Raw genomic sequence first — 25,482 nt, 5'->3', positions numbered from 1 at the left:
CCTAGAGAAGTTCGAGGCGGCGGGCCATGTCGGAGGCGAACACGCCGTTCGGGTCGGCTTTGCGGCGGGTGGCGATCCACTCGTCGATCCGCGGGTACATCTTGTGGAAGCTCTCGGCGCTGACGCGGGAGTCCTTGGCGGTGTACACGCGACCGCCGAATTCCATTGCGCGCTTGTCGAGTTCGTTGAGGAACTCGTTGACCCCCGGGCGGTTCGGGAAGTCGAGGGCGACGTTCCAGCCCTGCATCGGGAAGCTCAGCGGCGCCTTGTTGCCCGGGCCGAACAGCTTGAAGACGTTCAGCGCCGAGTACTGCTTCTGCGTGTGCATCCAGCGGATGATGCCCTTGAACTCTTCGAGTGCGTCGGGCGGAACCAGGAACTGGTGCTGCGCGAAACCCGCTGGGCCATAGGCATATTGCCAACCGGAGGTGATGTCGAGCATGTGGTAGAACTGCGTCAGGTTGACGATCTTGCCCTGGTAGTTGCCGCTCATGCGGTAGAACGCCTCGCCGATCATGGAGAGCGAGAGCTTGTTCATGAAGCTGACCGGGAACAGGTTCGGGATCGCCGGCAGCTGGGGCGCGGTGAACTTCAGCGGATCCTTGGCCAGCTTGGCGGGCAGCTGGTCCACCTTGGCCAGGCTGCCGCGGCTCACGGCGGCGCGGCCGAGCTTGGGCTCCGGGCTGATGAGGTCGAACCAGGCGCTGGAGTACGTGTAGTTGTCCTCGCTGCCGTCCTGGTGCACGGCCACGGTCTCTTCCAGATCGTGCGTGGCGATGCCGTCGGCGATGAAGTAGGCGCTCTCGGTGCGGGTCATCTTGATGCGCGCCCGGATCACGATGCCCGTCAGCCCGTTGCCGGCGACGGTGGCCCAGAACAGCTCGCTGTCCGGTCCGTCGGGGGTGATGGTGTGCACCTCGCCGTCGGCCATCAGCAGGTCCAGCGACAGCACGTGGTTGCCGAAGCTGCCCGCGCTGTGGTGGTTCTTGCCGTGGATGTCGGACGCGATCGCGCCGCCGACGGTGACCTGCCGGGTGCCCGGCAGCACCGGAACCCACAGCCCGAACGGCAGCGCGGCCTTCATCAGCTGATCGAGGCTGACCCCGGCGTCGACGTCGGCGATGGCGGTCTCGGAGCTGATCGAATGGATCCGGTTCAGCGCCGTCATGTCGACGACGATGCCGCCGCCGTTGCACGCCTGGTCGCCGTAGGACCGGCCGAGACCGCGGCCGAGGATGCCTCGCCGCAGGTGGGCGGGGCTGGAAGAGTTTGCGTCCGCGACCCGCTTGACCGCCTCGGCGATCACTGACACATCGGGTGTGGACAGCACGTTTGCCACGGACGGTGCCGTGCGGCCGAACCCGGTGAGGGCGCGGCGCGTCAGGGGCAGCGTGGCGTCAGGCTGGGTAGACATAACGGTCAAAGGGTACCGGCCAACGTCACTTCAGCCGGAAAATCACGGCTCGCTGCACCACGAAGTTGATGACAGTCGCCGTGCCCTGGGCGATGACGAACGCCACAGGTCGCCGCCAGGACTCGCCGGCGAATTGCAGATAGAACAGCTGATTGATGCCGACCTGCAGGCCGAAGGTGACTGCGTACAAGATCACAACCGCGATGAAGCGCGCCCGGCTCGGTTCCGCCTGGAAGGTCCAGCGCCGGTTGATCAGATAGGCCGTCGTCGTGCCGGCGATGAAGCTGAGCGTCTTCGCGATCAGCGTGGCGCGGGCGTCGGGCATGCCGTTGGCCACGAAAACGGCACTGAGCAGTGCGTACAGGCCGTAGTCGACGACCGCGGACAGACCGCCGGTCACCACGAAGCGCCACGCCTGCGTCACCAGTCCCAGAGACGCCTCGACGGCCTTCTCGGCGCTGTGTTCGGCGTCGTGTTCGGCGGGGATCTCCACTGGCTCGGCCACCCGGGCAGCTTACGTGCACCATGGACACGTGACCGATTTGCTCCAGGCATGGCACACACTGCTGGCGCGGCATTCGTCGTCGCCGCGGGTCGACGACGTCGGGGCGGCGCTGCTGGGCCGGTGGGCCGAGCCGCACCGCAGTTACCACGACCTGAGTCACCTGCGCGGCATCCTGTCCGGAGTGGACGCCCTGGAGGAGTTCGCGGACGATCCCGATGCGGTCCGCCTGGCGGCCTGGTACCACGACGCGGTGTACGCGGGGCAGTCCGACGACGAGGAGAACAGCGCGCTGCTCGCGGAGGCGGACCTCACCGATCTGGGTGTGGCCCCGGCGTTCGTGGCGGAGGTGGGCCGCTTGGTGCGGGTGACCATCACGCACGATCCCGCTGCCGACGATCACAACGGCCAGGTGCTGTCCGATGCCGACCTGGCGGTGCTGGCAGTGCCGCCGGCCGACTACCAAGACAACACCGCCCGGGTGCGGGCCGAGTATCGCCACGTCAGCGATGCGGATTTCGCCCTGTGGCGTGGCCGGATGATCGCGGCGATGCTGGCCGGGCCGTCGCTGTATCGAACGGATGAGGGACGGCGGCTGTGGGAGGACGCGGCTCGGACCAATCTGAAGGCGGAGCTGGCGGCGCTCAGCGGCTGACGGCCGTCAACACGTCGTGCAATGCGTCGAGCGCCGCGGTGAACTCGTGATCGGCGGGCGTACCGAAACTCACCACCACGCCGTCCTGGTGCGGGGTGTCCGGCGCCGCATCCGGGTGGCGTAGCAGCGCCAGCCCGGACAGCGCGAGCCCGGCGTCGGCCGCGCGGCGCATGACCTCGTGTTCGGTCCCGTCCGGCAGCCGGATCAGTGCATGCAGCCCGGCGGACAGTCCGCTGATCTCGACATCCAGCCCGGACAGCTTGGCCGCCAGCGCATCTCGCCGCCGGCGGTAGCTGTTGCGCATCCGGCGAATGTGCTTGTCGTACTGGCCGGATTCGATGAAGTCGGCCATGGTCAGCTGATCGATGGCGTTGACGTAGAACTGTTGCCCGCCCGCCGCAGCCAACACCGGGTCGATCAGGTTGTCGGGCAACACCATCCAGCCCAACCGCAGCACCGGTGACAGGCTCTTGCTGGCCGAGCCGAGATAGGTCACCCGGTCGGGATCCAGGCCCTGCATCGAGCCGATCGGTTGCCGGTCGTAGCGGAACTCGCCGTCATAGTCGTCTTCCAGGACATAGCTTTTCGTGCGGACGGCCCACTCGAGGGCGCCGGTGCGCCGCGTGGGATGCAGTGGCACGCCGTGCGGGAAGTGATGCGCCGGTGTGAGCAGAACCGCTGCGGCGCTGGTCTTTTCGAGGTCGCCGACGACGGCGCCGTGATCATCGATCCGGATGGGCACGGTGGCGGCCCCGCTGGCGGCGATGGCGTCCCGGAACAGGAACAGGCCGTAGTTCTCGACCGCAATGGTGTTGGGCGCGAACACTTTCGACAGCAATTCGACGGCGTGCCGGGTCCCGGCGCAGACGACGATCGATTCGGCCGTGGTGCGCACGCCGCGGGCTCGGGCCAGATAGGTGGCGAGTGCGGTGCGCAGTTCGTGGCGGCCACGGGCGTCGCCCGTTCGGAGCGCTTCGGTCGGGGCGTTGGTCAGGGCGCGTCGGGCCGACGCCAGCCAGGCCTGCCGTGGGAAGGCCGCGACGTTTCCCGAACCGGGCATGAGGTTGTGGGTAGGGGTGCCCGGTTGGGCGCGCTGGGTGGCCGGCGCCGATTCGGTGTGCGCGCCGATGACCCAGGTGCCCGCGCCCTGGCGGGAGCCCAGCCAGCCCTCGGCGACCAGTTCGGCGTAGGCCTCCGCGACGGTGTTGCGGGCCAATCCGAGGTCGGCCGCCAGTGATCGGGAGGGCGGCAATGTGGTCCCGGCGGATAACCGGCCTGACCGGACCGCGTCCCGCAGCGCCCGGATCAGCTGGTCACGGGTACCCCGTCGGCCCGGCTGGACGGTCTGACCGAGGTCCAGGTGCAGGTCCAGTCCAGCGCTGTTCGCCTCAGAATTGGCCCATGAAACCACGTAGAAATTGAACCATGTTTACGGGATTTTGGTGGCTAGCGTGGATGCCATGACCGAGACACTGAATGCACCCACCACCACCGCCCACACCAAGCGCATCGACATCTACGACGCCGCTCCCGAGCTGTACGCCGGGATGATGGCCTTCAGCAACGCCGCGTCCAAGGAGCTCGATTCGACCATCGGCGAGCTCATCAAGATTCGCGCCTCACAGATCAACCACTGCGCCTTCTGCCTCGACATGCACGTCCACGACGCGCGTCGTTTCGGCGAGACCGAGCAGCGCCTGGCCCTGGTCGCGGCGTGGGAGGAAGCCGGCGACCTGTTCACCGAGCGCGAGCGGGCCGCGCTGGCCATCACCGAGGCCATCACCGATCTCAGCCGCGGCCCGGTTCCGGATGACGTTTACGCCCAGGCGGCCGCCGTGTTCACCGAGCGCGAGCTCGCGCACGTCGTCGGCATGGCCGCCGTCATCAACTCGTGGAACCGGCTGAACGCCGCTACGCGGAAGGCTGTCCCGCGCCGTCGCTGAATGTGCGGATCGCAGAAGCGAATTCCTCGGGGGCGTCGGACTCGACATAGGTTCCGGCGCCCTCGACGATGACGGTCGTGTGGTCGGGGAACGTCGCTTCCAGCCGCTCGCGCTCCTGGGCGCGGAAGGCGATGTCGGCGTCGCCCCAGATGATCAGGGTCGGCAGGTGGGCGAGGTCGGGCAGTCCGCGCTCGACCTCAGCGAAGAAGTCCCGGCTCGCCAGCACGCGGCCCGGAAGTACGGCCGACGCCTGGCGCCGGTCCGCGGTGTCCAGCGCCCGCCGGTAGTGGTCCATCTCGGCGTTGGTGAGCTTCCGCCTCCGGTGGCCGGTGGGGATGAACGCGTTGACAAGCAGATTGAACTGGCGCACCAGGAATCGCGTCGGTGGCCCGCCCATGATGCGGCCGAATGCTTCGAAGTGCAGCTCTCCGTTGACCGGCCAGGCCCAAGTATTCGCAAGCACGAGCCGATGGAAGACCCCTGACCGCCGCTGTGCCACCGCAAGGCCGATCATGCCGCCCCAATCCTGTCCGACCAGCGTGACGTCCTTCAGATCGAGGGCGTCGACGAACGCGGTGGTGACATCCGCGTGTTCCTCGGGCAGGTAGCGATAGCCGGGCCTCGGCGTCGACAGCCCGAAGCCGGGGTAGTCGAGGGCGATGCACCGAAAGTCTTTGCGCAGCAAGCTGATCACGTCGCGGAAGAGGAATGACCAGGTCGGATTGCCGTGCAGCATCAACAGTGTGGGGCCGGATCCCTCGTCCACGTAGTGCACGGTGTGGCCGTCGATCTCGATGAAGTGACTCTCGAACGGGAACAGTTCGTCGTCGACCCAGGCGGGCCGTGTGGTCTGAGCGGTGTTGGTCATGGCAACCCCTGTCGGATCGGCTTTCCCGGTATGCTTGAACATCTCACAGTCACTTGAGAAACTCAAGCAGAAGGATGGGCGATGCGGAGCTACGACCAATACTGTGGGCTCGCCCGTTCGCTCGAAATCGTCGGCGACAGATGGAATCTGCTGATCGTCCGCGAGCTCTTGATCGCACCCGCCCGCTATCGCGACCTGATCGACCATCTTCCGGGGATCGCAACCAACATGCTCGCCGACCGGCTCCGGGACCTCGAGGCCGCGGGCGTCGTCGAGCGACGGCTGGCCGGCGAGGGGAGTGCGGTCGAGTACATCCTGACCCCGTGGGGCGCGCAGCTGCGCCAGCCGATCGAGAGCCTGCTCCGCTGGTCCACGCCGCTGATGATCAGCGGTCCCGCCGGCGGTGACGCCTTCCGGCCGGAGTGGCTGACCCTCGCCGTGCCGGCCCTGCTCGACGGCCGGGTGAAGGTCCGCTCCGCCGTGACGATCGGCCTCGTGATCGGCGACCAGACGCTCCAACTGCGTGCGACGCGCTCGGGCTTCGAGGTCGGCCCGCGCGACGGCCACAAGCTCGATGCCTCGGTCACCGCCATCCCCGCCTGCATCCTCGGTCTCGCCGCGGGCGCACTCAGCCTCGGTGACGCGCGTGCGCTCGGGCTCGTCGACGTGGACGGCGATGAGGCCGCCATCAGATCAGCCCTCGGTGCGTGACCGGACCTCTCGCGCCGCTGATCGGGGTTCAGTTCGCCGCTGATCCCGCAGCAACTCCCGGGCGCAGGTTTAGGCAGGGGTGACGCGATCAAAAGCGGCCGTTGTGCGCCGTGCGGGCTCGGACCGCGCCTCGGTCGGGTGGGGCGAATCTGCGTCGCCTGTGAACGGTGCCGCGACCAGTAGCTTGAGCAATATTTCCATTTGTGTGGCAATCGTCCTCGGGCCCGCCCCGGTCCAAAATATCTGACGAAATAGTCAATTATTACTACATCTAACGCGTGTCGACTGTGGCCTTCACCGCGCCTGACCAGCTAATAACCTGCACGTAAATGGGCGCTCCGGGTGGCCATTTCGCAAAAAATGAAACACGTTCCACTCGCCGATTTCTGGCAACTGCGCGGCAATATGGATTTATGGTGCTGTGGTCAATATCACATCTACCTTCGGGGAAGCACCATGCAAATCGCAGTTCGCTCCAGCCTCACGACGGGCGTCGCACTGATTGGCGCCGGGGTCATCGCCCTGGCTCCGGTAACCCATCAGCCGGTGCCGGATCTGCACCTGCCGGCACTGCACGCAAGTGCCGTGCAACTTGCTGCGCAGGTGAACCCGATCACCCAGTGGGGGCAGATCATCACCGAGGCGCTGCAGAACACCAAGGGCATCGTCACCGACGTGATCGCAGACCCGGCCCCCGTCCTCGGCCAGGTGGTACGGAACCAGATCGCCAGTGCCGTCGCCGTCGGTGGATCCGTGCGGGATTACTTGGTTGCGGTCGGTCAGCAGTTGGGCTCTACGCCGGAATCCTTGAAGCAGGCCTTCCAGCAGCTCGCCGCCGGGCATGTCGCTGACGCGGTGCAGACGTTGTACAGCGCGGTGCTCACGCCCTTTGTCCTGCCGATCCTGACCACCAGCATCCTCACCGATGTGCAAGCGGCATTCCGCAAGCCGGTGCAGAACATGCTGAACGTGATCGACACCGCCATCACCTCACCGACCGGTATGGGTTGGGTTCTGACGGCCGGATTGCCGTTGCTCGCGGTGATGAGTGACGTCGTGACCGCCACCGGCGACGGACTGCAGAACGTGGTCAACGCGTTCAGCGCGAAGAATCTGGGTGCTGTCGTGAACGCGATCGTTGCGATGCCCGGGTCCATCACCGGTGCCTTGCTCAACGGTTACAACGGCGACGGTGCGGGGATTCTCGGGCCGAACGGCATCGTGCAAGGCCTGCGGAATGCGTTGGGCATCATCGCAACCGCGATCAAGCCGGTGACTCCGCCGCCCGCCGCCGCAGTCAGTGTTCCGTCGCCGGCGTCGGCGACGGTCTCCGTCTCGATTGACGCGAAGGTGGCGCTGACCGCCAAGCCGGCAGCGGCGGCGAGTCCGCTCGCGGTGGCTCCGACTGCGTCGCCGGACAAGACGGCCTCCGAGAAGACCGGTGCGGACAAGACCGCAGCCGACAAGACCGGGGCCGACAAGTCCGCGGTGGCCGCTGACGACAACGCTGCGGCACCCGCGACCGACGCCGGCGCCGACTCCACGTCCGCGACCAAGCCCGCCGCGTCCGACAAGGGCGAGGCATCGGCTCCGGCGGCTGATGCGACCGACTCAGCCGCGCCCGCGGCGAAACAGGATCGCCCGACGCGCGGTGCCAAGTCGTCGAGCAGTGCGGACGGCGCTACCGGGGCGTCCACCGCAGACGGGACCAAGAGTGCCGATGACGGGACGACGACCCCGACTCGCAAGAGCACCCCGAAAACCAAGCGGGACCACGCGAAGGCGAAGGGCGCGGACAACGCCGCGTCGGGCTCCGGTGCCAACAGCGGTCACTCGAGCGATTCGGCCGGCAAGTCACAGGGTGCGGGCAAGAGCGATCGCCATTCGGCCAAGGCCGGCGGTGAGTAACAGCCAGTTGGTGCCCTGAGCCTGGACGCGCTGGTGCTCGGGATCGGCCCGTACTCCGACCGATCCCGAGCGTCGCGGTCGATCAAGCAGTGGTGTCGAAAGCGTCCCGGATGCTTTCGCGCGAGGCCGAAACCTGCGCCTCGATGGCCTCGCGGGCCGACGTCGCGGTGGTGCGCAGCTCGCCCCACTCGCGGGTGGCGACCTCGCGCACATCCTCGACACCCTGGGCCGCGGTGCCGGCGACGGTGAACAGACCGTCCACGGCGGTCGCCGTCAGGGCGCCCTGGGCGCGGACCAGCGAGCCGGCCACCTGAGATGCACCGGCGATGATGGCGTTGGGTCCGACGGCGTTGCGGCCGACGTATTCGCCAACGGCGCTGCGGATGTCGCGGCCCGACTCGGCCAGCACGTCCTGAACGGCCGAGCCGGTCTCGCTCACCGCGTCCGGCAGGGTGGCGCCGTCGCGGATGGAGGAGATGACCTTGGCCGGCGACTCGACGACCGCTTCGGTGGCGGCGGAGGTCGCGCTGACCAGCTGGCGGGTGAGGCTGTGGCCGGCGTCGAGCTGACGCTCGAGCACGCCGCTCAGCACCTCGCGGATGGCGAGGCCGGTGTTGGTCGCCTCTTCGGCGGCGGCCTCAGCGGTCGCGACGAGCTCGGCCTCGATGACCTGCCCGTTCGCGGTTTCGTTGGTGGTGGGGGTTTCGGTGATGGTCATGGTTGCTCCTGTTGGAACGCGGAAAGCCGGTCGCCCCAATTGAACTCCGCGCCACCGAACCCGAGGTGACGCTGAGGTGACCGGCCGGAGCCCCGCAGACTACGAGCTAAGCCCGGCGCAGTGACCTACCCGACATTGCGCCGCCGAAACCCCACGTCGCGTGCAACAGCCTTCGAGTTCTGGACTACACCCAGTACGGCACGCGGGCCCGGTACTGGCGCATCGCGATCGCCGCAACGACCCAGCCCACAATGGTCAGCGTGATGACCACGAGCCAGTGCCTCAGCTCCTGGGGCTCGCCCAGCAGCGGCGCGCGGACGATGTCCACGTAGTGCAGAAGTGGGTTCAGCTCAATGATTTTCGACCAGGTGCCCGCGCCCTGGAGACGCAGCGTCTGGTCGTTCCAGATGATTGGCGTGATGTAGAACAGCAGCTGCACCAGGCTCGCGAGCAGCGGGCTGATGTCCCGGTAGCGCGTGGCCAGGATGCCGAAACACAACGCGACCCAGACGCAGTTGGCCACGATCAGCGCCAAGGCCGGGATCACGGACAGGTCGGCCCACGACCACGGCTTGGGGAAGATGATCGCGATGATCACGAAGATGATGATGTTGTGCGCGAACAGCAGCACCTGCCGCCACACCAACCGGTAGACGTGCACCGACAGCGGCGTCGGAAGTTGTTTGATGAGGCCCTCATTGGCGATGAACACGTCGGCGCCTTCGAGGATCGACGCGTTGATCAGATTCCAGATGATCAGGCCCAGCGTCACGTAGGGCAGATGCTCGGCCAGCGGCAGATGAAACAGCTGGGAGTACAGGCCGCCGAGCGCCACGGCCATGGTGCCGGTCGCGATGGTGATCCAGATGGGACCCAGCACCGAGCGGCGGTAGCGCTGCTTGATGTCCTGCCAGCCCAGGTGCAGCCAGAGCTCGCGCTTGCCGAAGCCGGTCACCAGATCGCCCCAGGCGCGGCGCAGCGTCTTGGACTGCGCGGCCGCGTCGGTGAACGTCATCGCTGTCCTCCTGTCGTGGGTCCGCCCGAACCGGGCCTGCTGAACTTCTCGTCTCGTCCCAAGCGGCGCAACCGCATCCACTCACGCAACCCGGCCGGATCGCGACGGGTGATCAGGAAGTACCACCCGAACCGCACCCACTCCTGGGGAACCAGCTTGCGCAGACCGGGCTGGGATTGCAGGTATCCGCGGTTGCGGTACGTGAAATAGCGCTTGGTGGCGTCGTCGGGGTACTGCGTGTGCATGCGGCCGCCGAGGATCGGCTTGAATTCGTCGGACCCCTGCGGGTGCAGGTACACCGCGTTCAGGCAGGTGCCGAACGGCAGACCGGAGCGGACGAGCCGGCGGTGCACCTCGACTTCGTCGCCGCGGACGAACAGCCGGATGTCCGGCACGCCAACGGCTTCCAGCGTCGCGGCCCGGAACAGCGCGCCGTTGAACAACGATGCGATGCCGGGTAATAAATCGTCCCCGGCGCCAGGGCCAGATCCGGCGTCGACCTGCAACTCGGACACATACCGCCGCCACACCAACCCACGGCGCAGCGGAAAGGCCAGGCGGGCAGGCTCATTCAGGTCGCACACCATGGGCGACACCTCGGCCAGGCCGTGCTTGTCCGCGCAGTCCAGCAGTGTTGCGAGCACCGACGAATCGGCGGGGCGTCCGTCGTCGTCGGCGAGCCACACCCACTCGGCGCCCAAGGCCAGGGCATGCAGGATGCCCAGCGCGAAACCGCCTGCGCCGCCCAGGTTCCGGGCCGAACCGAGGTACGTCGTCGCGACCGGCTGGGACTCCACGAGAGCCCGCACCGCCGGGTCGTTGTCATTGTCGACGACGACGACGTGGTCGGGCAGTCGCGTCTGGGAGCACACCACGGCAAGGGATTTCGCCAACAACTCCGGCCGCCGGTGGGTGACGATCACCGCGCACAACATGTCGGTCACGCCTGGCGCTCGCGCTCGTTCTCTTCGAGCACCTCGCGCACGTGCCGGGCCGCGTCCTCGCCCTCATAGGCGCGCACGACGTCCTCGATGCCGCCGGTCATGCGGATGGTGCCGTGGTCGACCCACATCGCGGTCTGACACAGCCGGGCCAGGAATTCGTTGGAATGGCTTGCGAAAACCAAGATTCCGGAGCGTTCCACCAGGGCTTGCAGCCGGGTGCGCGCCTTCTTCAGGAACTCCGCGTCGACGGCGCCGATGCCCTCGTCGAGCAGCAGGATCTCGGGGTCGATGCTGGTGACCACGCCCATGGCCAGGCGCACGCGCATACCCGTGGAGTACGTGCGCAGCGGCATCGACAGGTACTCGCCGAGTTCGGTGAACTCGGCGATCTCGTCGACTTTGGCCAGCATCTGCTTGCGGGTCTGCCCGAGGAACAGGCCACGGATGATGATGTTCTCGAAACCGGAGATCTCCGGATCCATGCCGACACCCAGGTCGAAGACCGGGGCCACGCGGCCGCGGACGGTCGCCGAACCGCGCGTCGGTTCGTAGATGCCCGACAGTAGACGCAGCAGCGTCGACTTGCCGGCGCCGTTGTGCCCGACGAGTCCCACCCGGTCACCCATCTTGAGCGACATCGTGATGTCCCGAAGCGCTTCGATCACAACGACATTCGATTCGTTGCGGTTGATCCCGCCACCGGCCTTGCCCAGGAAGGCCTTCTTCAATGAACGGGACTTGGCGTCGAAGATCGGGAATTCGACCCACGCGTTCTGCGTGGAGATATGCGGTTCGGACACGGTCTACAGGTACTGACCGGTGCCGGACTGGAACGGGCCGCGGCCACCGTCGGCGCCGGGCGGCAGGGCGCCCTGGCGCATCTGCTCGAGCTGCGCGCGGGCGGCCATCTGCTGCGCGAACAGGGCAGTCTGGATGCCGTGGAACAGGCCTTCGAGCCAGCCGACCAGCTGGGCCTGCGCGATGCGGAGCTCGGCGGCCGACGGCACCTTGTCCTCGGAGAACGGCAGCGACAGCCGCTCCAGCTCCTCGGTCAGCTCCGGGGCCAGGCCGTCTTCGAGCTCCTGGATGCTCGACCGGTGGATGTCGCGCAGGCGGTTCCGGCTGGCCTCGTCCAGCGGCGCGGAGCGCACTTCTTCCAGCAGCTGCTTGATCATGGTGCCGATGCGCATGACCTTGGCCGGCTGCTCGACCAGGTCGGTCAGCGACTTGCCTTCGTCGCCGTGGTCGGGGTCCTGTCCCGGTTCCCCGCCCAACGCCAGGTCCCCGCCGATGACCTCGATGTTGTCGTCGTCGTCTTCTGGTTTCAGCGTCATGCCTGCAGTGTTCCTATCTGTTCGCCGGTGCGGCGGTGTCGCCGCGCCACTCGTAGATACGGGACCGTCCGTTGTCGTAGATCTTCGCCCACGACTTCGACTTATCCAGCGACACTAGTCCGTCGGGCATGACGAACCCCTTGACGATGGTCGAGCTGGTGATCACGTACCGGATGTTCAGGGCGTGCACGGCCTCCGCGACGCGCCGATCGGTGTCGGCGTCGTCGGCGTAGGCCCAGAAGATGAAGCGGTGGTAGCCCGGGCCCTGCTGCTGCGGGTAGTCGTAGTGGGTCCACAGCGGGTGCAGCCCGGCCACCGCGTACATCCACGACGTGCCGTCGGTGTTCGCGTTGCCGATCAAGGTGTCCTTGGCGCCGGGCAGTGTCGCCAGGTAGGCGAAGGCCTCGAGATTCTTGTCGTTGACCATGATCCGGTCGTACTTCTGGCCGATCAGGTAGCGGTGCCGCGGGAAGTAGTGCCAGGCCAGGCCGACGGTCGAGAAGGCGAGCAGGGCCACCGCCACCACGGCCCAGAACCGTTCGGTGCGGGGTGCCCGCTTCCGCAGCCAGTCGACGGCGAACTTGATGATCGCGAACAGCGCGATGCCGGCGAACGGCGTGATCAGCAGGGTCACGACGGCAGACAGCCGGCGCGGGTCGCTGTAGTAGAGGTCGGCGTACGACCCGATGAGGGCGCCGATCGGGCCGCCGAACGGCGCACCGGAATGCACGATCGCGACCATCAGCACCACCCACACGAACGCCGGCCACCAGACGCGTTTGAGCAGCAGGATCAGACCGCCGATGCCGCCGAGCGCGATCAGCATGTTCTGAATCGGGTAGTCGTTGAGGTGGCGCGTGTGCTGCACGATGGCGTTGAACAGCACCCGGAGCCGGGTCTGGTGCGTGACGAAGGCGTGCCCGACGATGATGTCGGCCTGCGCCAGCACCCCGATGAACTGGGGAAGCAACAGCAGCAGCGACGGCACGGCGACGGTGAGCAGGGTCAGGAAGTCGGCGAGCCGGCCGCGCACCGGATGCCGCAGGGTGTCGCACAGCCACCAGGCACCGACAAACGTGACGACGACGACGCCGCCCGTGATGTGGGTGGAGAACACGCCGATCAGGGCGATGACGGCCACCGGGATCCGGTCGCGGTGCCGCAAGCACGACATGATCAGCACGGTCGTCGGCCCGGCGAGACCGTAGGCCACCAGGTTGGGGACGGCGGCGACGTCGAATTCGACGTAGGGAACCGAGGTGAACGACGCCGCCAGCGCGCCCGCCGCGGCGGCGGCTCCGGCGCTCCAGCGCTGGCAGGCGTGGGGCCGGACCATGGCCCACGTCAGGCTCGCCGCGCTGACGGGGAACAGCCAGATCGAGGCCGCCAGGGAGTGCAGGGTGTAGGCCGTCGCGGGGGCGGCGCCGGTGAGTTGGCAGAAGACGGCGGCCAGGGCGTGGAAGGTCGACGGGTAGTACAGCAACGCGTGCGTCTCGACGTTACGAAGCTCACCCATATGGGTGGGCGAGGCCTGACCGACGTCGAGAATCCAGCGGATGGTGTTGCCGTGCCAGACGGAGTCCCAGGTGCTCGGAATGGATTGCCAATGTGGCATGCCGAGGATTGCTGAAATTGCGATTGCCGTCGCGCCGACGATGATGCCCGCCGCGACGAACAGGGCCGGGCCGCGGGTGATCGCGAGGGCCTCGGCCGCGGTGTCCCGATAGCGTCGCAGCGCACGACGAAGTCCGGCCACCACTGCGACCACGATGACGAATGACAGCAAAGCCGTCCAGCCGTTCCACGGAACGCCGACGGCACCGAGTGGGACGACGGCCAATGCGACGATGCCGTAGGTCACTGCGGGGCCGACTGCGATGGCAACGGGCCAGGTTAGCTGTGCTACACGTGCGGTGATTGCTCCAGGGACCACCATGATCAACAGGGCGACAAGGACGCCGGACGCCAAGCTCACTGCACTAGTATGGCTGTTCGGGTGGCCCGGCTTTCGCCGGCGTGCAGCGGGGCGCGCCCGCCGGAAAAAATTGGCTGGCAGGCCTGAATCGCTCGAAGGTTGGCATGGCATGGCATACGACGTCGCCCGGGTGCGCGGTCTGCACCCGTCACTGGGCGGCGGCTGGGTGCACTTCGACGCGCCGACCGGCATGCTGCTGCCGGACTCGGTAGCGACCACTGTTTCGACCGCCTTCCGCGGATCCATGTCGTCGGCCGCCGGGCCGCACCCGGCCGCGCAGCGCAGCGCCGCGGTCCTGACCGCCGCGCGACAGGCGGTCGCCGATCTCGTCGGTGGTGACCCGCGCGGCGTGGTGTTCGGCGCGGACCGCGCTGTCCTCCTGAACTCGCTGGCCGAGGCATCCGCGTCGCGGTCGGGCCTGGGTTACGAAGTGGTCGTCACCCGCCTGGACGACGAGGCCAACATCGCCCCGTGGCTGCGGGCCGCGAATCGCTATGGCGCCAAGGTGAAGTGGGCCGAGGTCGACATCGAGACCGGCGAACTGCCCAGCTGGCAGTGGGAGACGCTCATCACCCGGCCGACCCGGTTGATCGCGATCACCTCGGCGTCGTCGAAGCTCGGCACCGTCACCGATCTGCGGCCCGTGACCAAGATGGCGCGCGAGAACGGCGGCATGGTCGTCGTCGACCACTCGGTGGCCGCGCCCTACCGCCTGCTGGACATCAATGACGTCGACGCCGATGTGGTGGCGCTCAACGCGATCGCGTGGGGTGGCCCGCCGATCGGTGCGCTGGTGTTCCGCGATCCCGCGATGATCGACACCTTGGCGACGGTTTCACTGGATCCGAACGCCACGGGCGCCGCGCGCCTGGAGGTCGGCGCGCACCAGTTCGGGCTGCTCGGTGGCGTCGTCGCCAGCATCGAGTACCTGGCCAACCTCGACGACGCGGCCACCGGCACGCGCCGCGAACGGCTCGCGCGCTCCATGCAGTCGGCGGAGGCCTATCTCGGCCGGGTGTTCGGGTACCTGCGCAACTCGCTGCGGTCGTTGCCGTTGGTCATGGTGCTCGGCGCACCCGAGGCCGCCATTCCGGTGCTGAGCTTCGCGGTCCAGGGTGTGCCGGCCGACACCGTGATCAGCCGGCTCGCCGACAACGGCGTGCTGGCCGTGTCGGACGGCAACTCCCGGGTGCTGGAGGCCATCGGCGTCAATGACATCGGCGGCGCCGTGACGGTCGGTCTCGGTCACTACACGACGACCGCCGAAGTGGACCAGCTCGTCCGGGCGCTTGCGTCGCTCGGCTAGTTACGCGTAGTCCAGCGCGTCGAGCAGCAGCTGCGGAGGTTCGACCTTCCCGGAGCCGTCGGTCGCGATGCAGACGTAGACGGTCCGCGCGGTGACGAGCGGGTGCGTGGAATCGCCTGCGTGGATGAGGAATTCGACGGTGAACGACGTGCGTCCCCGGGCCGGCACCGTGACGTCGACGTGAATCTGGTCGCCCCACTTCAGGGAGCCCGACCAGTCCAGTTCGGTGTGCACCACCTGGGCGTCGACGCCCGCCTCGAAGATGTCGCGCCACGACGCTGTCTGCGCGATGAACGCGCCGAAGGCCTCGTCCATGTAAGCCAGGTACCACATGTTGAAGACCACGCCCTGCTGGTCGACCTCGAGATAGCGGACCGGCGCGGTGTACGTGAACGTCACAGCGCCAACTTATCTGTCTTGATTGATGCTGCGTTCAGGGCGTTGCGCTTTCGGCCTTTTGGCCGTGCCCGCTGAATCAGCGCGGGTATCGCCGCGTGCGTGACCTGGTGGCGGAAAACCGGCCTCGAAACTGCCCTGGGGTCAATTTCGGCAAGCTCAATCCCTGACTTGCAGAAGCACTTTCCCGGACACGGCGCCCGCCTGCAGAAGCTGATGGGCTGCCGCCGCCTGCTCGATGGGCAGCTCGGCGCCGATGATCGGCCGCACCCGGCCGTCGGCGATCATGGGCCAAACATGTTGCACGACTTCGGAAATCACCGCAGCCTTGCCGGACGGCCCGTCGAGCGGGCGGGAGCGCAACGCGGTGGCGATGACGCCGGCCCGTTTGCCCAGCAGCTTGGCGATGTTCAGTTCGCCCTTGACGCCGCCCTGCATGCCGATGATCACCACGCGGCCGTCGGGTGCGAGTGCGTCGATGTTCCGGTCCAGGTACGCCGCACCCATGATGTCGAAGATGACGTCGGCGCCGCCCGCCTCGGTGATCCGCTCGACGAAGTCCTCGTCGCGGTAGTTGATCAGGATGTCGGCGCCCAGTTCACGGCACAGCTCCAGCTTTTCGAGTGACGCGGTGACTGCGACGCGGGCGCCCAGTGCGTGCGTGACCTGGATCGCATGCGTGCCGATGCCGCTGGCGCCGCCGTGCAGCAGCACCAGCTGGCCGGACCGCAGATGCGCGGTCATGGACAGGTTGGACCACACTGTGGCGGCGACCTCCGGCAGACCGGCCGCATGCTGCAGGCTCACCCCCGCGGGGATCGGCATGACCTGGGCCGCGGGCACGGCCACCTTCTCGGCGTAGCCGCCGCCGGCCAGCAGGGCGCACACCTCGTCACCGACAGCCCAGTTCCCGACGCCTGCACCGACCTCGGAGACGACGCCGGAAACCTCCAGCCCGAGAATGTCGCTGGCGCCCGGCGGCGGGGGATAGAGGCCCGCGGCTTGCAGCAGGTCGGCCCGGTTCACTCCGGCGGCCGCGACGTCGATGACGACCTCGCCCGCTTTGGCCGTTACGTCCGGGACCTCGGACCATGCCAGCTGACCTGGGGATTCGACGACGATGGCGCGCATAGCCGCAACGCTACACACGGACCCTCTGAGGTTGTTCGGGCCCGGACCCCTTAGGCTGTTCGGCGGTGGCGTGGCAGAGCGGCCTAATGCACTCGCCTTGAAAGCGAGAGTTGGTTAAACCCAACCGGGGGTTCAAATCCCTCCGCCACCGCCAAACGTTCGACCTTCGAACCCAGCGTCAGCTGGGTTCGATTTTTTCTCGTTGAAACTGATCAGGACAGCGTTCTGGCGTCGTTGTTGCGGTAGAGCGCTTTTCTCGCCGCGTGACAGCAACGCCCGGATCGTGATTGTGTCCACCGAAAAACAACCACGGCTTGACCAGGCCCTCTCAAACAGTTTGCGCCGCAACAACACTCAATCGGCGCTAGCCTCCCTGCTGTCGAATCTATGCGGGCACGCAATCGCGCAGCTCAGGTGACATCCCGTACGGACCCCACATTTGCCGTTCGGCGTCAGCGCGTGCCGCACCCTCGTCGGGGCCCCGCCCGATGACGGTGCCCGCCCATTGCTTCATACCGAAACCCATGCCCACACCGGGCATGCCGCCCATCCCGAAGCCGTTGCTCGCCCACACCTGGCACTGCACCGCCACCAGCCCCGGTCCTTGGTCGCCGGGCGCCGCGGCCCCCACCGGCGCGGTCATCCCCGAGACGGCCACCCCCAACATCACCACACAAGCCCGCATCACGGTCCGCATATTTTCCTCCCCAGAAGTCTGCGATGAACCGAGTGTGACACAGGAGTCGAGTTAATCGATCTCCATTAGGTCGATTAACTGATTTGCTTCGTTTTTGGGTACGCGTACGGGTTGACGCATCAGTCAGCTTATGCGATTGTTCGCCGTAGTACGTGAAAGACCAAGCGAGCCGGGGGGCTTGAGGCTGGTCTTCACAGGGGGACTCGTGCATGGTCGTATTTGGACGTTCGTCGCGGCGTGTGGCTGCGACGTCGGTGGTGTTCGCTGTATCTGTTGCTGGATGTGCATCCGCGGCGGGTATGGCCGTCGCCGATCCGCAGCCGATGCCCGATCGGTGGATGCCAACGCCACCGACGCTTACCTCGTGGTCGCCGATGCCCGACCGGCTCAACTGCCTGCGGTGACGAAGGGCTAAAGCATGAGCAACGCCATTACCGGTGCCAATCGTGATAGCGCTGGATCGGTCACAGAGCCGCTGTCGACCGCACTGAGCGCACCACCGCCTCTGAGCGGTTTTGCCGCGGGCATCACTGGGGCAGCGCTTCTGGTGGCTGGGGTGTGGGGTCTGCACGTCCTCTCGCCGGGCGTCGTATCGGTAGGTTCGGTGGTGTTGCTGCTGGCCGCGTTTACAGCCCTGGGCAAAGGCATCACCCTGATCCGGCGAGCGTTGGCTCCACTCAGCGCAGCTGCAGTCGCGCCGATGTCGGCGGTTCCGCCGCTGGTGCGGGCGCTGGCCGCGATAGCTGTTGGCGCCGTGGGCATCTGGTGGGTGATGCGTGGCTACGCGGCCACCTGGTGGGCCCACGCCACGAGCACCGCCGCTGGCTCGATGCTGATGTCGGCGCTGGTGCAGGTCGCGGTGATCGTTGTGGCCGGCTCCCTGTTGTTCGGTGGTGCCAAAAACCTTGCGGCGCTACTGCTATCGCGTTCGGGCGACCGCCGCCGTGGCTCGGTCTACGGCGGCCTCCACCACCGTGATCGGTGGGCATCATGGTGGTCGTCGCATCCGGGTCTGGGCGTGATGCTGTTGGCCGGTGGCGCTGCGGTGGTGGCGCTGTCCGAGTACGTCGTGCCTCGGGTGTCGGGGTGGCTGCTCGGCGGTGACCCCGCCGCTGCCCTCGCCGCGATCGTGGCACTGTTGGCTGTCGGGCTTGTGGCGAACACGTGGTGGTGGGGTGCCCTGTCCGGGTGGTGGGCCTGGACACATCGCCCGCACACCCCTGGCGGTGGTGCCACCCCGATGAGCCAGATGCGTGCCGGTGCCGCAGTTGTTGCGCTGCTGTGGTTCTCGGCTACTGCGTTCGGTTTGGCCGTGCCCGACTCGTACAGTGGACCCGGCGCGATGCCCCGGGCGCGTGCTGACTGCCCACCAGACTGCGGCGGCAGCGGCGGATCAGGCTCGTTCGGGCCCAACCCCTCTCAGTTCCAGCCGCCCCAAATGCCTGACCCGCCAGGGCAATACCAAGGGGGAGCGAACTCCGGATACCCCGGTCCCGACCAAAACAACGGCATATCCATCTATAACCCGTCGTCGGGCCAAGGTGGCTACCCGGCACAAGGCGGCTACCCCCAGCAAGGGCAACCCGGTCCACCGGCCAACGGTGTTCAGCCACCCGACTATGACGCTCCGCTGCCGTCACAGGCGCCCGCGCCTCAGTACTCGGCACCTGCACCTCAGCAAGGCTCGGCCCAGCAGCCCGCCCAAGCGCCCGAACAGCCGGTGCAACAAGTCCCGGCTCAGCAGGGCCCGCAACAGCAGCCAGCGGAGCAGTCCCAAAGCCAGCTACAACCGGGCCAGCAGCAATCCCCGAACCCGGCCAACCAGCATGCCGCCGAACAGGTGCAGCAGCCGCAGAACCAGAAGCCCGGGACGCCGACGAAGGAGCCCGACAACAACCCGGTCGATCCCACCGACCTTGCGGCGGCGGCCACCCGACGCGGCTCCCAACAAGCCGGTCAGCAAGCGACGCAGCAAGGCGCACAAACGGCACAGCAAGGAGCTCAGGACCCGGCCAAGGAACACGAGTCCGCACGAGTTGTAAAACAGTCTGGGGACCTATTCAAGACCGACATTGAATTCGACGACCCCAATCCTCTCCATCATCACGCACCGATGGTGATGCACCCTGGCGGCACGCCACCGAACGGGGTGGACCCGGAAACAGGAGCCCACGTTCTCCCTGGGGAAGGCGAGGATGGCGCTGGGATGCGTGCCGCACGTCCGGGAGGTAAGCCCCCCGCCGGTACCCAACCAGGTTGGAATGCCCGAGTTACAAACAACGGGAAGGGCATGATCTACCAAAAGCCCGGCTCGACGCAGGATTCGAATTCTGTCCGCGTTATGGACCCGGGCGCTGACCCCAGGTATCCCGACGGGTACGTAAAATTCACGAACCAGTACAACCAGCCGATCGGGCTCGACGGGAAGCCCGCGAACAGAGCTGAAGCTCATATCCCGCGTAACCCAGATGGCTCATATCCGATACCAAAGGGGTGGGATGTCCAACATTGATTTCAGCGGGCTGACTCTTAGCGAACTGTGCGTTGACTTCACCGCACGCCTCTACTTCACCGCAGAGCATTTCGTACGGATAGAAGGTTCATTTACCCTGGACGCCCAAGGTAAATCGCTGTACTTGACACCAGACACCGATCGGCCCGAAGCGTTCGAAACCATGTACAGCCTGGTCGGGAAACGCGTTTCCACATCTCGCATCAGCGATAACGGGTCGCTTTCGCTGGAATTTGAAGACGGTTCTCAGATTGTGGTTGAGCCTGACAAGGAGTACGAGGCCTGGACTGCGACAGGCCCGGATGGCCTGGTCATCGTATGCATGGCTGGCGGCGAGTTGGCGATATGGAGCGGTATCGCTCCGATAGCCGACGGTGAGTTCCCAGCCGGTGGCTGAAACGCGATAGCAGATGCTCGTATGTTCCGGCAGCGGTTCTATTGTGCTGTTGGGGCGGCTCCAGACATGGAAGATTCCGTGGGTGAAGCAGCGCTGGCCGACGTTTACGCCCGAAGGCGAACTATGGGAAGCGCTCGACGAGCTGCTTAGACAACTGCGAGCGTCTTGGGGTGCGGCATCGACGCCTGGCGCAGCGCGGTGGTACTAACCCGATAACCGGTAGCCCGCTCGGCCCGCACTGCGGTGACGGCAGTGAGGCACTGCGGGATCTGTTGTCGGACAACACCGGTTTCAACGGTAACCGGTAGCTGTCACGCGAATGGTCGCTGCGTCGGCCACGTCGGCGTCATGGCCGCCTGGTCCCCTTGGCGGTAGCGAAACGTGTTGCAGCCCCGGACCCCCCGAGCCGGGGCTGCCAATCAGTCGCCTGCGCCGTTTGCGGTCGTGACGGCCAGGGCGGCGTCCTGCTCCGGTGTGCCACCGGAGACGCCCAGGCCGCCGATCAGTTCGCCGGCTCCGTCGAACAGCGGTACGCCGCCGCCGACCAGAAGCAGCCCCCCGTGGTGGATGTGGTCGAAATGCAGCTGCGGCACCCCGAGTTGCAGTGGTGCGCTGAGGGCGTCGGTGGGTGCCTGGAACATCACCGCAGTACGTGCCTTGGCGATGGCCAGCTCATTGGATGCCAGCCAGGCGCCGTCCATGCGGGAGAAGGCCACCAGATTCGCACCCTTGTCCAGAACGGCGAAAACCGCCTGCATGCCTTTGGATTTCGCGGAATTGGAGCCTCGGGCGATGAGGCGATGCGCGTATTCGAGGGTGAGCTCAGGCATTCTGGGTCCACTCCGATTCCTGCCACTGCTTTGCGACGTCGATCGTGGCCAGTGGACGCATCGTGCGGTACGGGTGGTCCTCGGCGGGGATGATCTCGACCATCGCGTCGATCATCTCTTGCGGGTCGTACTGGTCGGCGAGGCTGTCACCGAAGTCCGGCATGGGGATGACGGCCTTCTCGGCGTCGTACCACTGCACGTGGCTTTCAGCCCCGGTGTCGTTGAATCCGGTGCCGAAGACGCCTGGATTGACCGTGGCGACCTTGACGCCGTAGGGCTCCAGCTCGGCGCGCATCGAGCCGGCGATGCCCTCGATGGCGTGCTTGGTGGCGCAGTAGACGCCGACGAACGGGATGACCAGGATTCCGCCCATCGATGAGGTCCACACCACTTTTCCAGATCTGCGCGCGACCATCTTCGGCACGATCTTCTGCGCCAGCGCCAGGTGCCCAAAGACGTTGATCTCAAATGACTCTCGCACTCGCTGCAGCGGAATGTCGATGACAGATCCGCTCTCCATCACCCCGGCATTGAGGACGAGTATGTCCGGGTCGAAGCTGCCCGCGTGGTCGACGTCGATCTCATCGAGCAGATTGAGCTTGATCACCTCGAGCGTGACCCCGGCGGCGGCAGCGTCGGCCCGAAGGCTGCGAACCAGCGGCCACGCCTCGGCGGTTGCGACGACTTCGTGTCCGCGGCGGGCGAGTTCGATCGCGGCTCCGCGACCGAATCCCGAACTGGCTCCGGTGATCAGAATCTTCTTCGACATCGTTTCCTATACATCTTGGTGTGGTGGATACGCGAGTGGGCTGAGGACGAAAGCGTGTTTGTTCACGAAAGCCCTCTTCCCAGTGATGAACTCAGTCCATCGGTTGCGTGACGGGTCGAACACTAGGCGCGGCCGTGCCGGGCCGTCATTAGCGGAACACGTCAATCCGGTAGCGGATCACGCCATATCTGCATCGCTGAAATCTCTCGTACACTCGCCCGGATGGACGTCAGCTCACGCATGTTCGTGTTGACCCCGGCGGTGCGCTCACTGTTGACCGATCTCAACGTGTCGGTCGAGGCGGTCCTGCGCCGTGCCCACCTTCCGGACGACTTCTTCTCGCGCGGGACCGGAGAGCTCAGCAGCGCGCAGTATTTCGCCTTCTGGAGCGCCCTCGAGGTGGAGAGTGACCGCGACGCGCTACCGGTGGCGGTAGCCGGAGCGTTGAGCGCTGAGAGCTTCGACCCGCCGATCTTCGCGGCCCTGTGCAGCCCCAACCTGATCACGGCCGCGCAGCGCATCGCACAGTTCAAGCCTTTGATCGGACCCATCGCAATCACCGTCGACCGAACCGGTGACGGTACGACGGTCAGCTACACCTGGCAGACGTCGACACCTCCGCCACCGGTATTCGTCACGGTCGAGTTGCTGTTCTGGGTGGCCCTGGCACGACTGGGCACCCGTCGGGCCGTGACACCGCTGCGGGTCCAGGCCACCCAGCCGCCACCGCCGAGCGCGACCATCCGCGGGTATCTCGGCGTCGACATCGAAGCCGGGACAAACGATGCGGTCGTCTTCAGCAATGCGGACGCCGATCTGCCGTTCGTCACCGAAAACGCTCAAATGTGGTCGTACTTTTCGCCACAACTGCATGCCCGGCTGTCCGAACTACCCCGATCCTCGTCGATGACCGAACGGGTGCGCACAGTGCTTCTCGAAGCCCTGCCGGCTGGCCACGGCGACATCGAGAGCGTGTCCCGTCGGCTGGCGGTGAGTCCGCGTACGCTACAGCGCCAACTCCAAGCAGAAGACACCAGCTTCCAAGCCGCACTGAGCCGAACCCGGGAAAGCCTTGCCCGCCATTACCTCACCACCGGCGATACCAGCGTGGCCCAGATCGCACTGCTGGTCGGCTACAAGGACACCAGTTCCTTCTACCGCGCCTACCGCGGGTGGACCGGCACAACACCGGACGCCACGCGCCTGGGCGCGACGACAGGCGCTGCCCTCAGATAGTCATCCGATGGTCAGCTGTGTGTGCACCGGGGTTGTGGCGGTCGTCAGATCCAGCACCGGGCAGTGCGCATCCACCGCGTCCTGCAGTTCGCGGTACCGCTCGGCGGTCTCCGGGCCCGAGACGTTGACGGTCACCCGGATCTGCTGAAAGCCGGGGCGGACGTTGTCGTCCAGCCCGAAGAAGCCGCGCACATCGAGGTCACCTTCGGCGCTGGCGCTGAGGGCGTCGACCTGGATGCCGAGCCGCTCGGCCCAGAACCGGTAGGTCACCACCTGGCACGACAGCAGCGATGCCAGGTAGTACTCGACCGGGTTGGGTGCCGTGTTCTGCCCGCCGAGGGCGGGCGGCTCGTCGACGTGCACCTGGTACTTGCCGAGCGTGATCTCGCTGCCGACGGTGCCTTCCGGCTGCGCCGAGGCCTTGAACACCACGGCGGCCGCGGCGGGATTGTCGGAGACGGCCGCACGGGTGGCAGCGGTGATCGCGTTGAGGGAAGTCACGGAAGCAGTCACGCCGGAGACTTTATTTGCGTCGGCGTCGGGGTTCGACCGTTGGGCCCACGATGAGTTCAACCTCCGGACTAGGCTTGGGCGAAGACGGCTCAGATTGGACGAGAAGATGCCCAGTAACGCGGTTTCGGCCATGAGCAAGTTGATGTTTCGGGGCATGGATAAACTGCGCCACCGGGAGGCCTTCGATATCGGTGAGCCGACGGCCGCCGATTTCGCGGGCTTCGACCGGGCGCGGCAGATCGTGCTCGTCACGTTCAAGCGGTCCGGTGAGGCCATGCCCAGTCCGATCAATCACGGTGTCGCCGACGGGAAGTTGTACGTCCGCACCGACGCGTCGACGGGCAAGGTGAAGCGGCTGCGCAACGATCCGCGCGTGGTGGTGGTGCCGTGCAATCTCCGGGGTAAGCCGACGGGGCAACCGGCGGCCGGCATCGCCCGCATCCTGCCGGAGGCCGAGCATGCGCACGCCGACGCAGTGATCGCCGCCAACTGGTCGCCGGCCATGAAGCTGTTCGAGCGGACGCTCGACAAGAGCAGCTCCGCGTTCGATATTCCGATGGCCTACATCGAGATCAGCCCGGCGCCAACGATTGTCAGCTAATGTCCGTCCATGCGGGTACTGCGGTTCATCTGGAGCGGAGTACTGGCGTTTGACCGTGTCGGCAAACGCATTCCGCAACTGATCCAAATCTGGCTCGGAGAGCTGTTTTTCGTCGTTCCGCTGATGTTCTTCATCGCCAAGATCATCGACATCCGTGGCGGATTCGGGGTACCGGGCACCGGCGGGCCGCTGCCCGCCGTGTTCTGGGGCGCGCTGGCCGTATCGCTGCTGGCGGGTTTCTTCGTCGTCAAGGGATTGGTCCGGCCCCGGATCGTGGACGGGAGTTGGACACCGGTCTCGACCGCGGACATCGGTGACTTCACCGTGGGCGTCGGGGTCAAGAGCTGGACCGTCGAGTACAAGTACCTGACGAGCCATCCGTCGTATGCCCTGCTGCTGCTCCTCACCCTGCCGATTCCGTTGGTGATGGTGCTGGCGACCATCGACCACGGCGGCAGCACGTTCTACTTCCGGGTGGCCGGCATCGTCGGGTTGTGCATTCTGGCCGCGATGGCACTGGCGCGCGTATTGGCTTGGTATGTCTTCAGATTCGGCCGCAAGGAGCTGGAGAAACAGGGGCCGCGGCAGGCGTGGGAGATCGCGTGGAAGCCGGTGTTGATGCTGCTGGTGATGATCTACGCCATCATCGGTATCCCACTCGGCTGGATGTGGTTCCAGGAGCAGCGGACCATCGCCGCGCTGCCGGTGGTCTCCGTGCAAGACGGTGTCGACAACGTCGGGCAGTATCGCCGTGTCGACGGCGAAGTCGCCTCCGACCCGGTGTACTGGGCGCCCCGGGGGACGGGTCGCGGGGGCGACAACTACGCGGGTTCCGGTGTGCTGGTGAAACTTTCGTCCGGCGGTGACGCGCTGCTGCTGGCCGAGTCGATGTCGGTTCCCGACTTCATCGGTGTGATGCGCGACGTCAAGGACGGCAAGCTCAAGGCGCAGGGCAAGGTCATCGACACCATCACCGACACCCAGTTGGAGTACTACGGCTTTCAGGTGGATGCGTTTCCCGAGCCATCACCGGATGGTCGGGTGATGGTCCTGCTGAGTTACCCATGACCGAGGACCTGCTGCGCTTCGTCATCGATCACCGCGAAG

General features: G+C 66.4%; 26 protein-coding genes and 1 tRNA gene. 11 read left to right on the top strand and 16 right to left on the bottom strand.

Going from position 1 to position 25,482, the window contains the following annotated elements; translation table 11 throughout:
- Position 1: 1 nt before the first annotated feature.
- The gene (gene dprE1, locus BR47_RS0107685; protein WP_020099515.1) at positions 2-1,414 is read right to left on the bottom strand and encodes a decaprenylphosphoryl-beta-D-ribose oxidase; all 1,413 of its coding nucleotides are present in this window, start codon (positions 1,412-1,414) and stop codon (positions 2-4) included.
- Between the two features lie 25 nt (positions 1,415-1,439).
- Complete coding sequence (locus BR47_RS0107680) at positions 1,440-1,901, bottom strand: GtrA family protein (protein WP_081831236.1); 462 nt, start codon at positions 1,899-1,901, stop codon at positions 1,440-1,442.
- A 46-nt stretch (positions 1,902-1,947) separates the two neighbouring features.
- Here BR47_RS0107680 and BR47_RS0107675 point away from each other — a divergent pair, with 46 nt between their 5' ends.
- Positions 1,948-2,571, top strand: a complete 624-nt coding sequence (locus tag BR47_RS0107675; RefSeq protein WP_029119125.1) for an HD domain-containing protein — start codon at positions 1,948-1,950, stop codon at positions 2,569-2,571.
- Here the strand turns inward: BR47_RS0107675 and pdxR are convergent.
- Positions 2,561-3,982, bottom strand: a complete 1,422-nt coding sequence (gene pdxR / locus BR47_RS0107670; protein ID WP_029119124.1) for a MocR-like pyridoxine biosynthesis transcription factor PdxR — start codon at positions 3,980-3,982, stop codon at positions 2,561-2,563. The two genes, BR47_RS0107675 and pdxR, sit on opposite strands and share 11 nt — an antisense overlap.
- Before the next feature lie 49 nt (positions 3,983-4,031).
- Here pdxR and BR47_RS0107665 point away from each other — a divergent pair, with 49 nt between their 5' ends.
- On the top strand, positions 4,032-4,514 hold the full coding sequence (locus BR47_RS0107665; protein WP_029104774.1) for a carboxymuconolactone decarboxylase family protein: 483 nt from the start codon (positions 4,032-4,034) through the stop codon (positions 4,512-4,514).
- On the opposite strand, the gene BR47_RS0107660 is transcribed toward BR47_RS0107665, so the two are convergent.
- The gene (locus BR47_RS0107660) at positions 4,483-5,382 is read right to left on the bottom strand and encodes an alpha/beta fold hydrolase (RefSeq protein ID WP_029119123.1); all 900 of its coding nucleotides are present in this window, start codon (positions 5,380-5,382) and stop codon (positions 4,483-4,485) included. The genes BR47_RS0107665 and BR47_RS0107660 overlap by 32 nt on opposite strands.
- 81 nt (positions 5,383-5,463) lie before the next feature.
- Between BR47_RS0107660 and BR47_RS0107655 the strand changes: the two genes are divergently transcribed.
- Together BR47_RS0107655 and BR47_RS0107650 are read left to right on the top strand one after the other, a co-directional pair.
- Positions 5,464-6,093 carry a winged helix-turn-helix transcriptional regulator gene (locus BR47_RS0107655; protein WP_029119122.1) on the top strand — a complete coding sequence of 210 codons (630 nt, stop codon included), beginning with the start codon at positions 5,464-5,466 and terminating at the stop codon, positions 6,091-6,093.
- Positions 6,094-6,549: 456 nt separating this feature from the next.
- The gene (locus BR47_RS0107650; RefSeq protein WP_029119121.1) at positions 6,550-8,001 is read left to right on the top strand and encodes a hypothetical protein; all 1,452 of its coding nucleotides are present in this window, start codon (positions 6,550-6,552) and stop codon (positions 7,999-8,001) included.
- Positions 8,002-8,083: 82 nt separating this feature from the next.
- On the opposite strand, the gene BR47_RS0107645 is transcribed toward BR47_RS0107650, so the two are convergent.
- The 6 genes from BR47_RS0107645 to BR47_RS0107620 form a co-directional block, all read right to left on the bottom strand.
- Positions 8,084-8,719 (bottom strand): hypothetical protein, encoded by a 636-nt coding sequence (locus BR47_RS0107645; RefSeq protein ID WP_029119120.1) that lies wholly within the window; start codon positions 8,717-8,719, stop codon positions 8,084-8,086.
- 184 nt (positions 8,720-8,903) lie between these two features.
- Positions 8,904-9,734, bottom strand: a complete 831-nt coding sequence (gene wzm / locus BR47_RS0107640; protein ID WP_029119119.1) for a galactan export ABC transporter permease subunit Wzm/RfbD — start codon at positions 9,732-9,734, stop codon at positions 8,904-8,906.
- Positions 9,731-10,669: a galactofuranosyltransferase GlfT1 gene (gene glfT1, locus BR47_RS29980; RefSeq protein WP_051634684.1), complete on the bottom strand. Its 939-nt coding sequence runs from the start codon at positions 10,667-10,669 to the stop codon at positions 9,731-9,733. The genes wzm and glfT1 overlap by 4 nt, the downstream gene beginning before the upstream one ends.
- A gap of 5 nt (positions 10,670-10,674) precedes the next feature.
- Positions 10,675-11,478 (bottom strand): galactan export ABC transporter ATP-binding subunit Wzt/RfbE, encoded by an 804-nt coding sequence (gene wzt / locus BR47_RS0107630; RefSeq protein WP_020099504.1) that lies wholly within the window; start codon positions 11,476-11,478, stop codon positions 10,675-10,677.
- Between the two features lie 3 nt (positions 11,479-11,481).
- Positions 11,482-12,012, bottom strand: a complete 531-nt coding sequence (locus BR47_RS0107625; RefSeq protein ID WP_020099503.1) for a bacterial proteasome activator family protein — start codon at positions 12,010-12,012, stop codon at positions 11,482-11,484.
- Positions 12,013-12,025: 13 nt separating this feature from the next.
- A complete protein-coding gene (locus BR47_RS0107620; protein ID WP_029119118.1) occupies positions 12,026-13,987 on the bottom strand; it encodes a DUF6541 family protein in 1,962 nt (653 codons plus the stop codon).
- Between the two features lie 109 nt (positions 13,988-14,096).
- Between BR47_RS0107620 and BR47_RS0107615 the strand changes: the two genes are divergently transcribed.
- Positions 14,097-15,293, top strand: coding sequence for a cysteine desulfurase-like protein (locus BR47_RS0107615; RefSeq protein ID WP_020099501.1), 1,197 nt, complete (start codon positions 14,097-14,099; stop codon positions 15,291-15,293).
- Here the strand turns inward: BR47_RS0107615 and BR47_RS0107610 are convergent, their stop codons facing one another.
- Positions 15,294-15,692 carry an acyl-CoA thioesterase gene (locus tag BR47_RS0107610; RefSeq protein ID WP_029119117.1) on the bottom strand — a complete coding sequence of 133 codons (399 nt, stop codon included), beginning with the start codon at positions 15,690-15,692 and terminating at the stop codon, positions 15,294-15,296.
- A 156-nt stretch (positions 15,693-15,848) separates the two neighbouring features.
- On the bottom strand, positions 15,849-16,820 hold the full coding sequence (locus BR47_RS0107605) for an NAD(P)H-quinone oxidoreductase (RefSeq protein ID WP_020099499.1): 972 nt from the start codon (positions 16,818-16,820) through the stop codon (positions 15,849-15,851).
- 64 nt (positions 16,821-16,884) lie between these two features.
- On the opposite strand from BR47_RS0107605, the gene BR47_RS0107600 reads away from it, so the two are divergent.
- A tRNA-Ser gene (locus tag BR47_RS0107600) sits at positions 16,885-16,974 on the top strand.
- Between the two features lie 231 nt (positions 16,975-17,205).
- Here the strand turns inward: BR47_RS0107600 and BR47_RS0107595 are convergent.
- On the bottom strand, positions 17,206-17,517 hold the full coding sequence (locus BR47_RS0107595) for a hypothetical protein (protein WP_029119116.1): 312 nt from the start codon (positions 17,515-17,517) through the stop codon (positions 17,206-17,208).
- 418 nt (positions 17,518-17,935) lie between these two features.
- On the opposite strand from BR47_RS0107595, the gene BR47_RS32965 reads away from it, so the two are divergent.
- Both BR47_RS32965 and BR47_RS31965 read left to right on the top strand, forming a co-directional pair.
- A complete protein-coding gene (locus BR47_RS32965) occupies positions 17,936-20,029 on the top strand; it encodes a hypothetical protein (RefSeq protein WP_141772186.1) in 2,094 nt (697 codons plus the stop codon).
- On the top strand, positions 20,016-20,426 hold the full coding sequence (locus tag BR47_RS31965) for a DUF6188 family protein (protein WP_029119114.1): 411 nt from the start codon (positions 20,016-20,018) through the stop codon (positions 20,424-20,426). The genes BR47_RS32965 and BR47_RS31965 overlap by 14 nt, the downstream gene beginning before the upstream one ends.
- A 419-nt stretch (positions 20,427-20,845) precedes the next feature.
- On the opposite strand, the gene BR47_RS0107570 is transcribed toward BR47_RS31965, so the two are convergent.
- Positions 20,846-21,256, bottom strand: coding sequence for a GlcG/HbpS family heme-binding protein (locus BR47_RS0107570; protein WP_029119113.1), 411 nt, complete (start codon positions 21,254-21,256; stop codon positions 20,846-20,848).
- Positions 21,249-22,025 carry an SDR family oxidoreductase gene (locus BR47_RS0107565; protein WP_029119112.1) on the bottom strand — a complete coding sequence of 259 codons (777 nt, stop codon included), beginning with the start codon at positions 22,023-22,025 and terminating at the stop codon, positions 21,249-21,251. The genes BR47_RS0107570 and BR47_RS0107565 overlap by 8 nt, the downstream gene beginning before the upstream one ends.
- A 222-nt stretch (positions 22,026-22,247) precedes the next feature.
- On the opposite strand from BR47_RS0107565, the gene BR47_RS0107560 reads away from it, so the two are divergent.
- Positions 22,248-23,261 carry an AraC family transcriptional regulator gene (locus BR47_RS0107560; RefSeq protein WP_029119111.1) on the top strand — a complete coding sequence of 338 codons (1,014 nt, stop codon included), beginning with the start codon at positions 22,248-22,250 and terminating at the stop codon, positions 23,259-23,261.
- Here BR47_RS0107560 and BR47_RS0107555 read toward each other — a convergent pair whose 3' ends face one another.
- The gene (locus BR47_RS0107555; protein WP_020099488.1) at positions 23,262-23,774 is read right to left on the bottom strand and encodes an OsmC family protein; all 513 of its coding nucleotides are present in this window, start codon (positions 23,772-23,774) and stop codon (positions 23,262-23,264) included. It lies immediately after the preceding gene.
- A 130-nt stretch (positions 23,775-23,904) separates the two neighbouring features.
- Between BR47_RS0107555 and BR47_RS0107550 the strand changes: the two genes are divergently transcribed.
- Complete coding sequence (locus BR47_RS0107550; RefSeq protein ID WP_177127346.1) at positions 23,905-24,375, top strand: PPOX class F420-dependent oxidoreductase; 471 nt, start codon at positions 23,905-23,907, stop codon at positions 24,373-24,375.
- A gap of 9 nt (positions 24,376-24,384) precedes the next feature.
- Positions 24,385-25,443, top strand: coding sequence for a hypothetical protein (locus BR47_RS0107545; RefSeq protein WP_029119109.1), 1,059 nt, complete (start codon positions 24,385-24,387; stop codon positions 25,441-25,443).
- Positions 25,444-25,482: the final 39 nt, after the last annotated feature.

The organism is Mycobacterium sp. UNC410CL29Cvi84 (genome assembly GCF_000686745.1).
GTDB classification, from domain to species: Bacteria; Actinomycetota; Actinomycetes; order Mycobacteriales; family Mycobacteriaceae; genus Mycobacterium; species Mycobacterium mucogenicum_B.
The sequence above is the reverse complement of the archived record's forward strand: the minus strand, read 5'-3'. Positions and strand labels throughout refer to the sequence as shown.